Here is a 16,356-nt window from a genome sequence, read left to right as displayed (position 1 = left end):
CCTCATCCAAGGCTTCACATGACTTTTGTCGGTCCCCCAGGCTGTGAGGTTAAAAATTCAGGGAGTAGAGAAAAAATAAAGACCTCACGATCCGACACTATCGTGAATCATTTCACTTACCTCAGCAAAGCAAAGGCAGGAATGACCCCGCCCCGCTCGGTTCCTACAGGCTTACGCCTGAGGCATCTGCACCTGCATTTCTCCATTGCCTGCGACGTAGCCTTCCAGCGTGGCGTAGTCGTCCTGGAAGTGCATCAGCACGCCGCCGAACAGCGTGTCGAAGGTTTCCTGAGGCATTTCGGCCAGGGTGGGGTAGAAGCCCACGTACTCCAGCCACACGTTGCCGTCGGCGTCGATGCTGCGGGCAAAGGCGCGTTCGCGGTTGCGGTCGTTCAGCAAATTCACGATTTCGGCGCGGCGTCCGGGGTACTGCTTCTGGGTCACGCAGGTGACTTCGAGGCGGCTGGTGTTGTTGGGGCCGTCGTTGACGCTGACCAACACAGCGGCGTCGCCCATCTCGAAGCGCCAGCCCATGCGAATGAAGCGCTGGCCGTTGTTCTCTTCCATGTCCAACTGGACTTCTTTTTCCTTCAGATATTTCGCGAGCGTGTCCAGCGTCAGCAGTGCCGTTTCCATCGTCATTGAAACCATCCTCCTCGGTGGGGTGAAACACAAACAGACAAACACAAACAATTCTTGGAGTGAGCTTGTGTGGTTGAAACCCGTGAGATTCTAACACCCTCGCCGCCGTCTACAGAGTGGGAAAGGTCTTCATGCAGCCGGGGGTCGGCAGGGGGCAGCCTTCACGGGCGGGAAAGGACGGTCAGGGTCACCGGGGCCACCCCCTGCGACACGATGCCCAGCACTGCCGCCGCTTCCCGCGAGAGGTCAATAATGCGGCTGGGCACACCAAACGGTCCCCGGTCGTTGATCAGTACATCCACGCTGCGGCCCGTGCTGCTCTGGGTCACGCGGACCCACGTTCCGAACGGCAGGGTCAGGTGGGCGGCAGTCATGGAGGTCTGGGCATTGGCCCGCCCGCCGTAATACACCGCTGTGCCGCGCTGAAAGACCGGAGCGTCTTCCTGCACCACCCGCGCCGTGTCGGTGCCGCCGGGGAGCTTGAGCACCTGCCCGACCTCCAGCATCTGGCCCGACAGGTCGTTCATGTCCTGCAACATCGCCACCGTCACACCGTTTTGTTGCGCCAGTTTCCAGAGCGTATCGCCCGGCTGTACGCGGTAGACCCGCTCGGCAGAGGCCGCGCCCAACAGCAGCAGCGAGAGCAGCAGCGCCTGTTTCACCTGTGCCCGCCTCACACCGCCTCTTTCGGGGTCAGGCTCAGCACCTCGTAGCCGTCTTCTGTGACCAGCAACAGGTCCTCGATTCGCACGCCGCCCACACCCGGCAGATACGCGCCCGGTTCGATGGTGATGACCATGCCTGCCGCCAGCACCTCTTCACTGGTTTTCCGCAGGCCCGGAGCCTCGTGGATATTCAGGCCCACCCCATGCCCCAGCGAATGCGCGAACGCTTCTCCCAGGCCGTGCCGTTCCAGAATGCCGCGTGCCAGGGCGTCCAGATCAGCACACCGCACACCGGGTTTCACGGCGGCGATGGCGGCTTCCTCGGCCTCCAGCACAACCCCGTAGACCCGCTGCATCTCGCTGGTCGGCGTGCCCACCGCCAGCGTGCGGGTCATGTCGGAGTGGTAGCCGTGCAGCCGTGCGCCAAAATCGATGGTCACGAGGTCGCCGTCCTCGATCACGCGCTCGGAGGCCGCCCCGTGCGGCATGGCCCCGCGTGGCCCGCTCGCCACGATCACGTCGAAGCCCACCTCGGCCCCGGCGCGGCGCAGACCCAGTTCCAGTTCCAGCGCCACATCCAGCTCACGCACTCCGGCCCGGATCATGGGGCGTACCTGTGCGAACACGCGGTCTGCCAGCGCCTGTGCTTCCCGAATGGCCTGCACTTCCTCCGGCGATTTGATGGTCCGCAGGCCCTCGATCATCCCGCGCACAGGCACGAGCGTCGTGTCCCAGTGCTGACCCAGGTCTTCGAGTCCCGCCACAGTCAGGTGGTCGGCCTCGATGCCCACGCGCAGGCCTCTGACCGTCTCGGCGGCGTGCTGGTAGGTTTCCGGCGGGCGGGCCACGAACACGTCTACCCGTGATTCTTCCTGCGCCTGCACCGTGTAGCGGGCATCGGTATACAGCGTCACGGCGTCGCCCGGCCCCACCAGCACCTTGCCGTCCTCGCCGCTGGAAAAGCCGGTCAGCGCCCGTACATTGGCCGGAGTGCTGACCCACAGGGCGTCTATGCCCGCTTGCCGCATCGCCTGTCCCAAGTCTGCCAGTTGTGTCATGCCCGCCAAGGTAACAGAAGGGGAGGCTGACGGGCTACGCGGTAGGCGGGGGTGTCGGGGGTCAGAAAGACGGAGGGCCGCCGCCGATTCTGTCCCCACTGTAGGGACATCTGCCCGCCTCCGGCCCGCCTCCGCTTATACTTCTTCGGGACGAAAAGACGGCGGCCCGGCATCTGCTGAATCATCTCTGCGGGTGGGCGGGTCAACACAAGACAGATTGTTCCCGTGTGGGAACCAAAGAGGAGAAACCGTGAAACTTCACGAGTATCAGGGCAAGGAACTGCTGCGCCAATTCGGCGTGAACGTGCAAGACGGCAAAGTGGCCTACACCCCCGACGAGGTGCGCAACATCGCGCGTGAGTACGGGCAGGCTGTGGTCGTCAAGGCTCAGGTTCATGTGGGCGGACGCGGCAAAGCGGGCGGCGTCAAGTTCAGCCCCACCATCGACAAAGCTTTTGAAAATGCCGAGAAAATCCTGGGCATGGACATCAAGGGTCTGACGGTCAACAAGGTGCTGGTCACCAAAGCCGTGGACATCGATGCCGGAACCGAGTACTACGTGGGCATGATCGTGGACCGCAATGTCCAGAGCTACACGCTGATGGCCTGCGCCGAGGGCGGCATGGAAATCGAGGAACTCGCCGCCGAGCGCCCCGAAGCCATCATCCGTCACCGCGTTGATCCCATCACGGGCCTGCGTCCCTTCGAGGCCCGCGAGGTCGCCATTCGCGCCGGATTCAAGGGCAACCTGAACAAGATCGCCGACATGATGGTGAAGATGAGCCAGGCCGCCCTGGCCCGTGACGCCGTGCTGGTGGAAATCAACCCGCTGTTCATCGACGCCGACGGTACGCCCCTGGCGCTGGACACCAAGTTTGAAATCGACGACAACGCCATGTACCGCCACAAGGACCTGCTGGACTGGCGCGAACTGGAAGCCGAGCATCCCCTGGAGATCGAAGCCAGCAAGTACGGCTTTGCCTACGTGAAGCTCGACGACGGCAACGTGGGCGTGCTGGGCAACGGCGCAGGCATCGTGATGACCAGCCTCGACGTGGTCAACCGTGCCGGAGCCAAGCCCGCCAACTTCCTCGACATCGGCGGCGGGGCCAAGGCCGAAATCGTGTACAACGCCGTCAAGCTGGTCTCCAAAGACAGCGACGTGAAGTCGATTTTCATCAACATTTTCGGCGGCATCACCCGCGCCGATGAAGTTGCCAAAGGCGTGATTCAGGCCCTCAACGAAGGTATTCTGACCAAGCCCGTGCGGATGCGGATTGCCGGAACCGCCGAAGAGGAAGCCAAGGCGCTGCTGGCCGAGGTCAACAGCCCCCTGATTCAGATGTACCCCGATATGTTCCAGGCGGCAGAAGCGGCCTCGAAAGAAGCCAACAACGCGGAGGCGAAATAAGTCATGGGCATCCTTGTGAACAAAGAGAGCCGGGTCATCGTGCAGGGCATGACCGGGCGCGAAGGCGCGAGCCACAGCCGCGCCATGAAAGAATTCGGCACCCAGGTGGTAGCAGGCGTGACCCCCGGCAAGGGCGGCACCGACTTTGAAGGCTGGCCCGTGTACAACAGCGTGGCCGAGGCCAAAGCTGCACACGGCGCGAACGTGTCGATCATCTTCGTGCCCCCCGCCGGAGCTGCCGACGCTGTGCTGGAAGCCGCGTACGCTGGAATGCCCCTGATCATCCTGATCACCGAGGGCGTGCCCACCGTCGATATGATGCGGGCTGTGCAGGAAGTCAAGGCGCTTGACGCCGTCAGCCGTGAAGCAGGTGGCGAGGGCGTACGTCTGATCGGCGGCAACTGCCCCGGCCTGGTCACCAGCGGTGAATGCAAGGTGGGCATCATGCCCAATAAGATCTACAGCGAGAAGGGCCGCATCGGCCTGATCAGCCGCTCGGGCACCCTGACCTACGAGGCGGCCAAGCTGCTCGGAGACGCGGGCCTGGGCACCTCGACCACCGTAGGCATCGGCGGCGACCCCGTGATCGGTACCACCTTCGCTGACGTGCTGCCCATGTTCGAGGCCGACCCCGACACCGACGCCATTGTGTTGATCGGTGAAATCGGTGGAGCCGACGAAGAAGCCGCCGCCGAATACATCGGCAAGCACATGAAAAAGCCTGTCATCGCCTTCATTTCGGGCCGCAGCGCCCCCAAAGGCAAGCGCATGGGCCACGCCGGAGCCATCATCATGGGCGACGTAGGCACCCCCGAAAGCAAACTGGCGGCCTTTGCTGCCGTGAACGTACCCGTGGCCGACACCATGCCCGAAATCATGGACATGGTCAAAAAAGCTCTGAATATTCAGAACTGAAACCGAAGCTAGGGGAGAGGCCGGGGCATCTGCTCCGGCCTCTTTTTGATGCCCTGTATTCATCCCCAGTTTTCCCGCACTGAAGGGCGTAAAGGAATCGTCATCCTTCGTCACATGGCCGTCAGCCCCGCGAGTAGACTGTAGGTATGAACTTTTCTGCCCGCCTTCTCGCCACCTCGACTCTGCTGGGGCTGGGTCTGCTGGCCTCCGCGTCCGCGCAGGGCATTGCGGGCACAGTCACGGGCACTGTCAACGGCAGCGCTGCCGAGGGTACGCGGGTCAGCGGTTGGGCCGTCACGCCCAGCGGTCAGGCCGTGCAGGAAATCGTAAGCGTGCCGATCAACAGCGGGAAATTCCGGCTGGAGTTGCCCGCCATTGCCCCCAGCGCCCGCGCCCAGACCACCCTCAGCGCCCAGAATGTCAGCTGGCCCGGCGTGATCGACCCTGTGACGGTCAGCGCCTCCGTACAGACGGCAGAACTGAAATTCTTTACCTACCGCGACACCAACCGTAACGGCGTGCGCGACGATAACGAACCCCTGAACGAGGTGACGCTGAATTCGGGCAGCAGCAGTGTTTTCGTAGCCTGGGTGGGCACCGACGTGACCGTTAAGGCCAACCGGGGGTATGAGGCGAGCCTGAAACGTGGCTGGAACATCTTCTTGGTCGATGTGGGCCGCGCCGTGAAAGTGTCGCCTTACGCCGATACCGCGCAGGTGTCGTTGAATCTGAGCCGCTAGGTTCGGCAGTCCAGAGCAACTTCACTTGGGGCGTGTTTCAATTCACGCACCGAACTGACCTTGGCCTTCGAGCGAGGTCAGTAAGCCGCCTGAAATCCTCTGTTCAGCGTTTGTCTCCATACCTATCGTGCCGCTATCAGACGCAGATGAGCCTGTTGACGGCAGACCAATCAGCCTGCCTCTCAGCGGGGCGCGAGCGTGAAGGTCACGTTCAGTGTGGCCGAATCGCTGCTGCCCGGATAATTTACCTCATAGTCGTGTGGATTGATCTTGAACTGGGTACTCACATTGACCTTGCCTTGCTGCAACGTCGCCTTGACTGGAGCGGTTACGGCCAACGTTTTGCCCTTGATGGTCAGCTGCCCGCTGGCCGTCGTGGAGAGCGTCTGCCCTTCGATCAGCTTGCCACCGGTCAGCTTCTCCAAGGTAAACACTGCGTTCGGGAACTTGTCGGCGTTCAGGGCCACCTCACTCCGGGCGTGGTCGTCGCGCAGACCCAGGCCAGTTTTCAGCTTGACCACGGGTACGGTGACGCTGCCTCTGGTGGCGGCCAGATCAGCCGGATCGAGCTGTACGGTGCTGGTCACGTCTGCAATGTTGCCCCTCACATTGATGAAGCGCACCTTATGTTCAAACGAGGCTGTGCCGCCTACCGCTGTGTAGGCCACTGTCGCTGCCTGTGCAGCTCCCAGAAGCGTCGTCACAGCAGCAGGAATCCATAACCCACTGCAAGTCTGAGAGCCTAGTCATATCTTCATGTTGAGGTGCGCCCCGTGAAGCAGATGAGACCAAGCTGACTGACCCTGAATATCACTCCAGGTTGAATGATCATCTCCGGGTCATTTAATTTATATTGGAATAACAAAACAGAGAGAAAGGGGCATTCTGTACCGGCCCATTCGCTAGACTACGAACACGATGCGGCAAAGACGGTGGGAAACAGGCAAGCGCTGGGCCACCGCCCTGCTGACCTTGCTGGCCGCCTTTGCCTTCCTGATACGCGGCCCAGTGGTGTCGCTGCTGCCTGAAGCGCAGATGGTGATGAGCGGCATGCACATGGAGCATGTCGGCCTTCCTTCGCCTGCTGACCATTCCGGTTCCCAGGAGCGCCACCAGCAAAATCATCAGGCCCACTGCCTCTTCTGCCTGACGGGGGCGTTTGCGCTTGAGGCCGACACAGCCACACCGCCGCCCGCGCCCGCAGTTCACCAGAACCTGACCCCGCCAGATGCAGCACCATCACATGCCGCCGTCCTGCGCCACACCGATGCCCGTGCGCCGCCTGCCCGCGTCCGAGCCTAAACAATGTCACCCATACCCCGCCTGAGTAGGGGCCATCTGGCCGCCCTCTACCCGGCCCTGCTTCTTTCATCACTGGAGTTTTTACATGTTCAAATCCCTCATGCTGACGGCTGTTCTTGCGGCCCTGCCTCTTGCCGCTGCCCACGCCACCGTCCGAACCGAAGCGGGCCTGACCTCCTCCGAAATCGGCAAAAACGAGACCTACCGCCTGAACGTGCCTACCGAAAAAGAAATCAGCACCACCGAGGTTCGGCTGGTCGTTCCGGCGGGCATGACCATCACCCGCTTCCAGACCATGCCCGGTTTTACCCGTACCCTGACCAAAAATGCCGCCGGACTGGTCACCGAAGTGATCTGGAAGGGCCGCATCGCGCCAATGGAATATGCCCGCTTCATGTTCACTGCCCGCAATCCAGAGACCGCTGGAGTCGTCAGCTGGAAGGTGTACCAGAAGTACAGCGACGGCTCGGTGGTCGCGTGGGACAACAGCGATCCCGAACAGACGCCCGACAGCAAGATCACTATCAAGTAAACGCCTGGGTTATGCGTTTCAGGTGACTGAACTCCAATTCTCTACGTTCACCTGACAGGCTGAGGCAGGTCTCATTCACCGGGCGGAAAGCCGGTCATTCAGGCTTTCCGCCCACTCTTCTTCCGGAGGTTGCTCCTGTGAAATCCTTGATTGCTCTGTTGTTGGCCGCTGCCCTGAGTACAGCCTCTGCCCATACCGACGTGACGGTGGTCAGTCCCACATCCACTCTCCCCGTGACTGCTCCCAAGACCGTCCAACTGCGCTTTGCAGAACCCGTGAACCTCCGGTTCGCCACCTTCCGGGTACTGCCGATGCCCAGCGGGAAAACGCCTGCCGAGGCCGCAAAGCTGGCGCTGGCGCTGAAGCCTGATTCGTCCCAACTGGTCAATCTTGCTCCCGTTGCCAGTGGCATGGCAGCCACACTCAGTCTGCCCCTGAAGCCCAACCTGAAAGCCGGTTCCTACCTGATCGCCTGGGCGGTGCTGTCAGATGACGGTCACCCGGTGGGCGGCCACAGCCTGTTCCGCGTCCGGTGATTCCGCTCCTGATCCTTGCCAAAGGGCTGCTCTATGCAGGCGTGGTGTTGCTGGTAGGCGGGATCTTCACGCGCCATTCCATCACGCCTGCTCACCCTGCCCGCCGAGTTTTGGGCCTGGGCGGTCTTCTGCTGGCGCTGGGGGTCTTTCTCACGCTGCTGGGCACACTGGCGGTGGTGGGCTTCACAGCTCCTGCCGATTACCTCGATTACCTGACCCAGACCGGAGCGGGCCGTGCCCTGATGCTGCTCCTGATCGGTGCCCTGTTGCTGCTGGCTGCCGAGCTGGGGCAGTGGCCCCGCCTGCTGACCGCCGCTGCCGCCGCCATCACCCTGTGGGGGCTGGCCGGAGTCGGCCACGGCGCGAGTCACGGCCCGACCGTGCGCCTGCTGCATGTCGTCCATGCCGGGGCCATGTGCCTCTGGGTGGGCGGCGTGCTGGCCCTGCTGACCCTGCGAGGTGCGGGGCAGGCACACGCGGCCCGCTTTACGCCAGTCGCCACGGCCTGCGTGTCCACCCTGGCCCTGACCGGAACCTTTGCCACGCTGGAACATACCGGAACCCTCTGGGGCGTCTGGAACAGCAGCTACGGTGTCACGCTGATGGTCAAGCTGGGGCTGGTCGCCCTGGCACTGCTGGCGGCGGTGTTGGCCCGCCGTGCCTTTGCCCGCACCAGAGGCATTCGGCCCCAACTGGGGTTGGAACTGCTTCTTCTGGTCGGTGTGCTGACCGTCACCGCCACCCTGTCGGAAACGCCGCCGCCAACGCACGAACCGGGGCAGATGAATATGGAGGGCCACTGAATTGGGGTGTGGGTCGTGGAATGCAGGATGTGGGAAGGGAATTGCCACCGCCACTCCATGACCGCCCCCCGGCCATTCGTGCGAGTACGGGCCGCTTGGCTCCTGCCGAGGCTCAAAAAACGGGATTCAACCAGAAGAGGCATGACCTGATCACGGCTTGCCCAGACGCCCCCGCTGCCTCACGCGCCGGGGGCTGCATACTGCGTGGTATGTCAGATGCTCCCACCTTACTCGTCATGAAATTTGGCGGCACCAATATGGGCGACGCCCGCGCTATTCGCCACAGCGCCTCTCTGGCAGGCCGCAGCGTGCGCGAAGGCGTGCGGGTGGTGGTCGTGGTCTCTGCGATGGCGGGCGTGACCAACCAACTGCTGCGGCTGGCCGACGCGGCCCAGACCGGGGATATTGCTGCTGCCAACGACGACATCGCCGCCATGCGAACCCGCCACTTCACGGCGGCGCAGGAACTCGGCGCGGCTCCCGACAGCGACGCGGTGCGCGAGATCCGCGAGATGCATGAAACCCTGCGGCAGGCGGTGTACGGCGTGTATCTGCTGCGTGAACTGACTCCCCGCAGCCGTGATCTGATCGTGGCTTTCGGTGAAAGATTGTCCGCGCCTCTGATGACGCTGGCCCTCGAACAGTCTGGCCTGCGTGCCCACCACGTCACGGGCGGTGAGGCAGGCATCGTCACCGACACCCATTTCGGCAATGCGCGGCCTCTGCCTACCGCCTACGCCCGCATCAAAGACCGTCTGAGCGGCCTGCTGAATGCGGGCGTGACTCCGGTGGTGGCCGGGTTTATGGGCGAAACCGAACAGGGTGCCCTGACCACCCTCGGGCGCGGCGGCACCGATTTCAGCGCCACGATTATCGGCAAGGCGTTGGGAGCCACCGAAGTCTGGGCCTGGAAAGACGTGGACGGCGTCATGAGTGCCGACCCCAGAGTCGTGAAAGATGCCCGTAACATCGAAGTCCTGAGTTACGGTGAGGTGATGGAGCTGGCCTATTTCGGCGCAAAAGTGCTGCATCCGCTGGCCGTGACCCCGCTGCAAGAGAGCGGCATTCCCCTGCGCGTCAAGAGCGCCGCCGACCCCGATTTCCCCGGAACGCTGGTGCAGGCCGACCCCCACGACGACGCCCGCCATCCGGTCAAGGCTGTGACCGCCATTCGCAACGTCAGCATCATCAACGTGACCGGGGCAGGCGTACTGGGCGTTCCGGAAGTGGTCGCCAGCCTCTTCACGGCCATCGCACGCGAAAATATCACCCTGCTGATGGTGTCTCAGAGCAGCTCCATGAGTAACGTATCGTTGGCCGTGCAGAGCATCTATGCCGAGCGCACCGTGTCGGCCCTGCGTGCAGCGGTCAGCGGCGAGCTGAAGGTTGAGGAGCAACCCGGCGTGGCTGTACTGGCAATCGTGGGCAGCGGCATGCGCGGGCAAAAAGGCGTGGCGGCCAAACTGTTCGGCGCACTCGCGGGCGACGAGGTCAATATCCTGATGATCAGTCAGGGCAGCAGCGAGCTGAATATCAGCGTGGCCGTAGAAGACGCGCAGGTCGAACATGCCACGCGGGCGGTACACGGGGCGTTTGCGTTGCAGGAAGTGGCGGGCGCCGTCTAGGCCCAGAAGTGCACGGTCATAAACTGACCAACAGAGCAGGGCGAACTGGATTCATACCATGTTCGCCCTGCTCTGTTGTCGCGGTCTGCTTCCTTTAGGGACCAACCTCTACAGCGCTCAAATCGTTTTCCGTCTCAGCGAGTATCCCGCTCGCCTTTCGGTGACTTTCTCAGCCCCGGCCACCTGCGGCTCATCAGCAGATACAGCCCGGCCACCCACGCCGCCGACGCAAAAAAGCCTGCCAGCACATCCGATGGGTAATGCACGCCCAGATAATTCCGGCTGGCTCCGACGGCTACGGCCCACAGTCCGGCCACCACGGCCACCGGCCAACCTGCCCGTGAGCGCCAGAACACCAGGATCAGCGCGAATCCGAAAGCCGCGTTGCTCATGGCGTGTCCGCTGGGAAAGCTGAACCCCGGCTCCCGCACCAACGCTTCCAAAATATCCGGGCGAGCGCGTTGAAATAACAGCTTGGCAACCGCGTTGAGCAGGGCTGCCCCGCTCAGGGCCATGATCAGAAACCAGCCGTGTGCCTTGGCCCCCGTCCGTGCCAGCAAAAAGGCGATCAGTGCCGTGACGAGGGGCAGCACCGCGAATCCGCCCAGCACAGCCAGGGTGTTGGCAGCGGCGGTCAGTTGCGGGGTCCGGTGGGTGCGGTACCACTCCAGAATCGAACTGTCCCACGGAAATCCCCCGTCACGGAACACATCCTCAGCCAGTTCCAGAAAGAGCAGCAACGGGGCCAGGACACCGATCAGCAGCAGCAGCAGCGCCCGCCAATTGCTTTTGAGAAACGCCCATAACTCCCGGCGCGTAAAGTGCCATTTCAGGTGCAGCCCAGACATACGGTGTATTAGAGCATTGTCATCTGGAGATCATCCGAAGCCTAAAGCAACGGCTATACAGACTGGCTCTGGTTCCCATCCATCTGGGACAGCGCCGTATGCCAATCTATGTCCGTCAATAGTGTCCTTTTGCAAATCATCACCCTTCCGTGTCACTTCCCATCTTCCAGAAAGTAATTCCGGCCACCGATATACAGCCATTCCAGGTCCGGTTTGCCGCCCTTGAGGTTGGGGAGATAGGCGAACTGCTTTTCGACGCGCCCATCGCCATACTTCAGGGTCAGCGTATTGCCCGTCAGGGTGTATTGGCCGCCGTTCTTGCGCTCGCTGCTGCTGGAGACCCCGCCAGTCGTGTCGCCAAAAGCCGTGCCGTCCGTGGTGGTGGTTATAGAAACACCCCCAGTGGCCAGCCTGGTAAACGTACCGTCTTTCCGAAAGGTCAGATTGTTATAGAACACGCCGCCGCCTGATCCCACGACTGCCGTAAATACACTTGTGGCCTTGTATTCTCCGGCCAACTTCAGTTCACCCAGCGGCCTGACCACATTCAGATCATCCCCACCCAGTTTGTATCCGGTGGCTGTCCGCTCCCATTTCTGCGGCTTGTCGCTGCCTATGATCATCATCCCGTTCTTGATGGAGTAGACCTCGCAGAGGGGCAGGCCGTTGGGCCGCGTCTTGGTGCAATCGGCATCGGCCAATGAAGTCTCTGGATCGCCTGTAAAGACATAGCCATTCTTATTGAAGACATAGAAATAATGCTCCAGGCTGGCATTCGGATAAAAGTTCTGCACTGTCTGGGCATACGCGCCTGTGATGCCGCCTGAACCCGTGGGTGGGGCCGGAGCCTTGGCCATGCCGAACCTCGGTTCCACGATTGGCTTGGCCACCTGACTGCACCGCATATTCCTCAGAATCCGTCCAAATTCGCGCTCGCCCAGTTCGTCTTCGGAGTAGGTGGAATATTCGTCATCCAGCGGGCCACCCACAAAGTCCACGCCGCTGAACGGGTCGTTCTGTTTGCCCAGAATATTCACAACGTATTTGCCGCTGCCGCCTTTATATCGGTACATGCGGCCTGCCAGCAGTTCCAGAGTGCCCAGGTCAGTATTTTTGCCGTCCAGCGAGCGACAGGGATACTTGCCCACCTGCGGGTCTTTGCGCCGGAACTCCACCAGTGCATGATTTTCAGCGCTGCCCCGTTGGTGGCAGTACAGCCGCCGGTCCTGATCGGTCACGCCGTCCAGTTGAATTGTCTGACCGTAGGTAGAATCGAACAGCAAAAAGGCATCGTCGGTGCCTGCCAGCGGTCCGCCCTGCCAGCGCAGATAGTGGAGTGAACCACTGTTGGTCTGCACCATCTTATAGGTGCCCTCGCCGCCGGGAGCACGGTAGCGGCCCCCCGGCAGAATCTGAAAGGCCAGGGCAGGCTTGGAATAATCGCTGCTGTTGAAAGACAGGTAGCAGCGGAATTCATCAGGAAACGGTTGCTTGGCCGGATCCAGCCCCCCCCGTACCAGCTGGGCCACATTCGGCACTGCCAGCGCGGGCAGGGGGCCAGCCGCCTTGACCGCAGGCGGGGCAGCAGTGGTCGTTGCTGGTGTGGCTGACTTTTCCGTCGTGGGCTGGGTTGCGGTGGTTGCCGTCCTGACATTGGCGAAGTTGAGCCGATCCGTAAAGGCCGTGAGTTCTGCCTGATGTGCGGTAAAACTCTCCAGGCTGGACGCGCTGAAGACCAGCATTTCGGCGCGGTTGCCCGCCTTGGTGCCCGCAAACAATCGCCATTCGCTGCCGTTACCTGCCTTGACCACTACAGCGGTGGCCACCACAGGCAGGCCGTTTTCGTCGGTCGTGGCCTGGGTCGGCGTCTGCGTCAGCACCGTTGCGCCCTTGTTGAAGGCCGCCACCTGCGCCGTGAACCAATTGCCAAGGTCGCCCGACAACACCGCGCCCGCAGTCAGGCGAACAGTCGCCCGGTCAGCGGCATTCCTGGGCGGCAGCGTGAGCACCAGCGCCTGTCCCTGCCGGGCCTGAGTCCATCCTGCCGGAAGGTCGAATACATAGTTCCCGAATGTAGCGGCGCGGGCACCTCCCAGCAGCGCCCCCACCACCACTCCAGTCCTCAGCAGCGTCTTCCAGCGCAGTTCCATCTTCTATACATACCCGCTGGCACGTGAAGCAGGATGAGTGCGGAGAGATGTCACTTAAGGCTCCGCCGGGCGCAGAAGCAGAGGGGCAAGTTAAATAGGAATAACCAAATCAGCCACACCACTACACCATCTAAGCCACCCGGCTGACCCACCTATGCGCCGTTCAGAGCATGCGCCTAAGAAGGACAAAAGCGCACCATAGGAACACAAGAAAGGCGCACCACTGGGCCACCGACTGGCCGCGCCCCACGGGAACCCACATGCATTTCCTGACCTCCGACATAAACGTCCTGCACGCCGAAGCCCTCCGTGCCGAAGCCAGGCGCGAATCCCAGGCACGCGCCGCCCGCCAGAGCCAGAGTGTCCGCTCAAGCTTCAGCTTCCGCGCCCTCCTACACCGCCTCTTCGCTGCCCCGGTTCGCACTGCGTGAGCCGACCACAAAGCCACGAGCAAAAAGACCCCCCTCAATTTTGAAGGGGGCATTTTTTTGGCTCCAATCCTACAACGGAGCTGCGTTCGCCTCCCGCTGGGCCAAAAAGTCTTTCACACTCTGCGCCGCCCGCGCATTCATTCCCGGCACACGGGCGATGTGTTCGACAGGCGCACTCGCCAGATCTTCCAGGCTGGTGAAGTGTTCCAGCAGGGCGTCCCGGCGTTTCTGCCCGATGCCCGGTAGATCGTCGAAAACGCTACGGAGCATGTCCTGTCCGCGCAGTTTGCGGTGATAGGACACGGCGTAGTTGTGCACCTCGTCGCGCACTCCGATCATCATTCGCAGGGCCGGATGCGTATGCGGCAGCAATAATTCCCGCTCCACTCCGACTTCAGTGCCCTCGGTCAGCCACCACTGCGCCCCGAACCGTCCCGGCAGAATCAGGCGCTCTTCCCGCTTGGCGAGGCCCACCACTGGCACGCGGATATCAGCCTCTTTGAGGGCGTCCAGCGCGGCATTCACCTGCCCGCGTCCGCCGTCGATCAGCATCAGGTCGGGCAGAGGCAACTTATCGGCCAAACTGCCCGTAAAGCGCCGCACGATGGTCTGTTTCATGGACGTGTAATCGTCGGGATGATCCAGTCCCTTGACCTTGAAGCGGCGGTGCTCCCCCCGGCGACTGCGCCCGCCCTCGAAGACCACCATGCCCGACACGATATTGCTGCCGAACAGGTTGGAGTTGTCGTATCCCTCGATACGCCACGGACGCTCCGGCAGGGCCAGCACCTCGCGCAGGGCATCCAACCCTGGATGATCGCCGCGCCGTTCCAGCAGGGCCATTTCGGATTCCAGCCCGTTGACGGCATTGCGCTGGGCCATCTCGATCAGATCGACCTTATCGCCCCGCTTGGGCGTCCTCATCTCGATTCTGCGTCCGGCCTTTTCCGTTAAAAACTCGCTCCACACCGGCGCGGCTTCGAAATCTGCCGGAAGCAGGATCAGCCCCGGCACATGCGTGGCCTGCGTGTAATAATCCTGCACGAAAGCTTCCACGATTTCACCCTCACCGCCGCTGCCGTCGCCCTCCGCATCGGTCAGGAACCGTTTATCGCGCCCCACCACCCGCCCGGCCCGCATGCGGAACAGTTGCACCATCGCGTATTCACCCGCCCGCGCCACGCCCAGAAAGTCCAGATCGGTCTCGTCGCTCACAAAGGCATGCTGCTCGGTGCCGAACAGTTTTTCCACAGCCTGCACCCTGTCACGTATGCGGGCGGCCTGCTCGAAGTCTCGGCCCCGTGCGGCGGCGGCCATATCCTCGCGCAGCCGGGCGATCACGGGCGCGGCGCGGCCTTCCAGCAGCCCCTTCACATCCTCCACAATCCGCGCATATTCGGCAGGGTCGGCCTTGTCCACACACGGCCCCAGGCAGCGCCCCATGTGGTAATTCAGACACGGGCGCGGCTTTTTCTGCATCGGCAGCCCGCTGTTTTTTCTCAGCGGAAACATCGTATCGATCAGGTGTTTGACCCGCCGCACCGCCGAGGCATCCGGGTACGGCCCGTAATAGTTGGCCCCGTCCTTGATGACCCGCCGCGTGACCAGCAGCATCGGGAAAGGCTCGTTGGTCAGTTTCAGGAACGGGTAATGCTTGTCGTCTTTCAGCATCACGTTGTAATGCGGGCGGTGCTGTTTGATCAGGTTGGCTTCCAGCACCAGCGCCTCGACCTCGTTGCGGGCCGTAATAAATTCCAGCGTCTCGGCCAGAGAGGTAAATTTGCCGCTCTTGCCGCCCGCCTTGAAATGCTGGCCCACCCGCGAGCGCAGGTTGTTGGCCTTGCCGATATAGATGGGTGTTCCGGTCCGGCGAAAGATGTACACGCCGGGCGTGGTAGGCAGCACAGGCAGGTCGTCGAAATGCACGCTTTAGCATAGAGCGTAATCCCTGATCGAACCGGATGTCTGCTCACGGCAGCCTCCCAGCGGCGCTAATCTACGCTTCATGCCCGTTCAGCACCCCCTTTCGGAATATCACTCTTCGGATCGTCCTATGTCAGATCGGCTCTTTCTGGTTCGTCATGGCCGCACGGCGGGCAACGTCTCGCAGGTGTTGACCGGCGGCGCAGACGACCCACTTGATGAGGTCGGCCAGGCTCAGGCACAGGCCGCCGCTCAGTGGTTCGCCGCCCAGAATCTTGAGGCTCCCCGCGTCTACACCAGTCCCTTCCTCCGCGCCCGCCAGACTGGAAGCGCCATCGCTCAGGCTTTTTCCAGCGATATCACCGTGCTGGACGGTCTTCAGGAAATCGCCCCCGGAAACTGGCAGGGGAGACCCTACGCCGACATGCTGACTCATGCCCACGAACTGGTCCGTCCAGACGGCAGTTTCGGCTTTCCCGGTGGCGAGAGCCTGAGCGAGGTGGCCGAACGATTCCAAGCGGCCCTGACGCCTGCCTTGGCTGAAGCCGGAACGCCCATCGTCGTGGCGCACGGCGGCTCATTGGTCGCTTTCCTGACCGCCCTGCTGGGCGCGAACGTGCAGGAAGCATGGCTGGATGGCCGCTACGCTCACGCCAATACCGCCATAACAGAACTGCACTGGCTTGAGCAGGGCTGGCAGCCAGTCATGATCGCCTCAACGACACATCTGGCAAATCATGCATAAACAAAATAGGAAGAGTGGACAATTGTTTCA

At 62.1% G+C, this 16,356-nt stretch carries 17 protein-coding genes; 10 read left to right on the top strand and 7 right to left on the bottom strand.

Annotated features, from left to right (window positions below):
- Positions 1 to 171: 171 nt before the first annotated feature.
- The 3 genes from F561_RS0104770 to F561_RS0104760 form a co-directional block, all read right to left on the bottom strand.
- Positions 172 to 642 (bottom strand): YbjN domain-containing protein, encoded by a 471-nt coding sequence (locus tag F561_RS0104770; protein ID WP_019008808.1) that lies wholly within the window; start codon positions 640 to 642, stop codon positions 172 to 174.
- A gap of 161 nt (positions 643 to 803) precedes the next feature.
- Positions 804 to 1,304, bottom strand: coding sequence for a septal ring lytic transglycosylase RlpA family protein (locus F561_RS0104765; protein ID WP_019008807.1), 501 nt, complete (start codon positions 1,302 to 1,304; stop codon positions 804 to 806).
- Between the two features lie 11 nt (positions 1,305 to 1,315).
- Positions 1,316 to 2,365: a M24 family metallopeptidase gene (locus F561_RS0104760; protein WP_019008806.1), complete on the bottom strand. Its 1,050-nt coding sequence runs from the start codon at positions 2,363 to 2,365 to the stop codon at positions 1,316 to 1,318.
- 250 nt (positions 2,366 to 2,615) lie between these two features.
- Here F561_RS0104760 and sucC point away from each other — a divergent pair, with 250 nt between their 5' ends.
- The 3 genes from sucC (at position 2,616) to F561_RS0104745 (ending at position 5,431) form a co-directional block, all read left to right on the top strand.
- Entirely contained in the window at positions 2,616 to 3,776 is a 1,161-nt protein-coding gene (sucC, locus tag F561_RS0104755) for an ADP-forming succinate--CoA ligase subunit beta (protein ID WP_019008805.1), read from the top strand.
- 3 nt (positions 3,777 to 3,779) lie between these two features.
- Positions 3,780 to 4,691: a succinate--CoA ligase subunit alpha gene (gene sucD, locus F561_RS0104750; protein WP_019008804.1), complete on the top strand. Its 912-nt coding sequence runs from the start codon at positions 3,780 to 3,782 to the stop codon at positions 4,689 to 4,691.
- A gap of 146 nt (positions 4,692 to 4,837) precedes the next feature.
- Positions 4,838 to 5,431, top strand: coding sequence for a hypothetical protein (locus F561_RS0104745; RefSeq protein WP_019008803.1), 594 nt, complete (start codon positions 4,838 to 4,840; stop codon positions 5,429 to 5,431).
- 182 nt (positions 5,432 to 5,613) lie between these two features.
- On the opposite strand, the gene F561_RS0104740 is transcribed toward F561_RS0104745, so the two are convergent.
- Positions 5,614 to 6,135, bottom strand: a complete 522-nt coding sequence (locus tag F561_RS0104740) for a YceI family protein (protein ID WP_019008802.1) — start codon at positions 6,133 to 6,135, stop codon at positions 5,614 to 5,616.
- 214 nt (positions 6,136 to 6,349) lie between these two features.
- Here F561_RS0104740 and F561_RS27065 point away from each other — a divergent pair, with 214 nt between their 5' ends.
- From F561_RS27065 to F561_RS0104715, 5 genes are all read left to right on the top strand, one after another.
- Positions 6,350 to 6,733, top strand: a complete 384-nt coding sequence (locus F561_RS27065; protein ID WP_019008801.1) for a DUF2946 family protein — start codon at positions 6,350 to 6,352, stop codon at positions 6,731 to 6,733.
- 85 nt (positions 6,734 to 6,818) lie between these two features.
- Positions 6,819 to 7,265 (top strand): DUF1775 domain-containing protein, encoded by a 447-nt coding sequence (locus tag F561_RS0104730; protein WP_019008800.1) that lies wholly within the window; start codon positions 6,819 to 6,821, stop codon positions 7,263 to 7,265.
- A 137-nt stretch (positions 7,266 to 7,402) separates the two neighbouring features.
- Positions 7,403 to 7,801: a copper resistance CopC family protein gene (locus F561_RS0104725; protein ID WP_019008799.1), complete on the top strand. Its 399-nt coding sequence runs from the start codon at positions 7,403 to 7,405 to the stop codon at positions 7,799 to 7,801.
- Positions 7,798 to 8,604, top strand: coding sequence for a CopD family protein (locus F561_RS0104720; protein ID WP_019008798.1), 807 nt, complete (start codon positions 7,798 to 7,800; stop codon positions 8,602 to 8,604). The genes F561_RS0104725 and F561_RS0104720 overlap by 4 nt, the downstream gene beginning before the upstream one ends.
- A gap of 209 nt (positions 8,605 to 8,813) precedes the next feature.
- A complete protein-coding gene (locus F561_RS0104715) occupies positions 8,814 to 10,229 on the top strand; it encodes an aspartate kinase (protein WP_040379812.1) in 1,416 nt (471 codons plus the stop codon).
- Positions 10,230 to 10,363: 134 nt separating this feature from the next.
- Here the strand turns inward: F561_RS0104715 and F561_RS0104710 are convergent, their stop codons facing one another.
- Positions 10,364 to 11,077 carry a phosphatase PAP2 family protein gene (locus F561_RS0104710; RefSeq protein ID WP_019008796.1) on the bottom strand — a complete coding sequence of 238 codons (714 nt, stop codon included), beginning with the start codon at positions 11,075 to 11,077 and terminating at the stop codon, positions 10,364 to 10,366.
- A 152-nt stretch (positions 11,078 to 11,229) separates the two neighbouring features.
- Positions 11,230 to 13,227, bottom strand: coding sequence for a lipocalin-like domain-containing protein (locus F561_RS0104705; protein WP_019008795.1), 1,998 nt, complete (start codon positions 13,225 to 13,227; stop codon positions 11,230 to 11,232).
- A 260-nt stretch (positions 13,228 to 13,487) separates the two neighbouring features.
- Here F561_RS0104705 and F561_RS28650 point away from each other — a divergent pair, with 260 nt between their 5' ends.
- The gene (locus F561_RS28650) at positions 13,488 to 13,658 is read left to right on the top strand and encodes a hypothetical protein (protein WP_019008793.1); all 171 of its coding nucleotides are present in this window, start codon (positions 13,488 to 13,490) and stop codon (positions 13,656 to 13,658) included.
- A 69-nt stretch (positions 13,659 to 13,727) separates the two neighbouring features.
- On the opposite strand, the gene uvrC is transcribed toward F561_RS28650, so the two are convergent.
- Entirely contained in the window at positions 13,728 to 15,584 is a 1,857-nt protein-coding gene (gene uvrC, locus F561_RS0104690) for an excinuclease ABC subunit UvrC (protein ID WP_019008792.1), read from the bottom strand.
- Between the two features lie 79 nt (positions 15,585 to 15,663).
- On the opposite strand from uvrC, the gene F561_RS0104685 reads away from it, so the two are divergent.
- Positions 15,664 to 16,326, top strand: coding sequence for a histidine phosphatase family protein (locus F561_RS0104685; RefSeq protein ID WP_083922310.1), 663 nt, complete (start codon positions 15,664 to 15,666; stop codon positions 16,324 to 16,326).
- The last annotated feature ends 30 nt before the right edge of the window (positions 16,327 to 16,356 follow it).

The sequence above is a fragment of the Deinococcus aquatilis DSM 23025 genome (assembly GCF_000378445.1).
GTDB lineage: Bacteria > Deinococcota > Deinococci > Deinococcales > Deinococcaceae > Deinococcus > Deinococcus aquatilis.
Note: the sequence above shows the minus strand (reverse complement) of the source record. Positions and strands in the feature narration are given on the sequence as shown.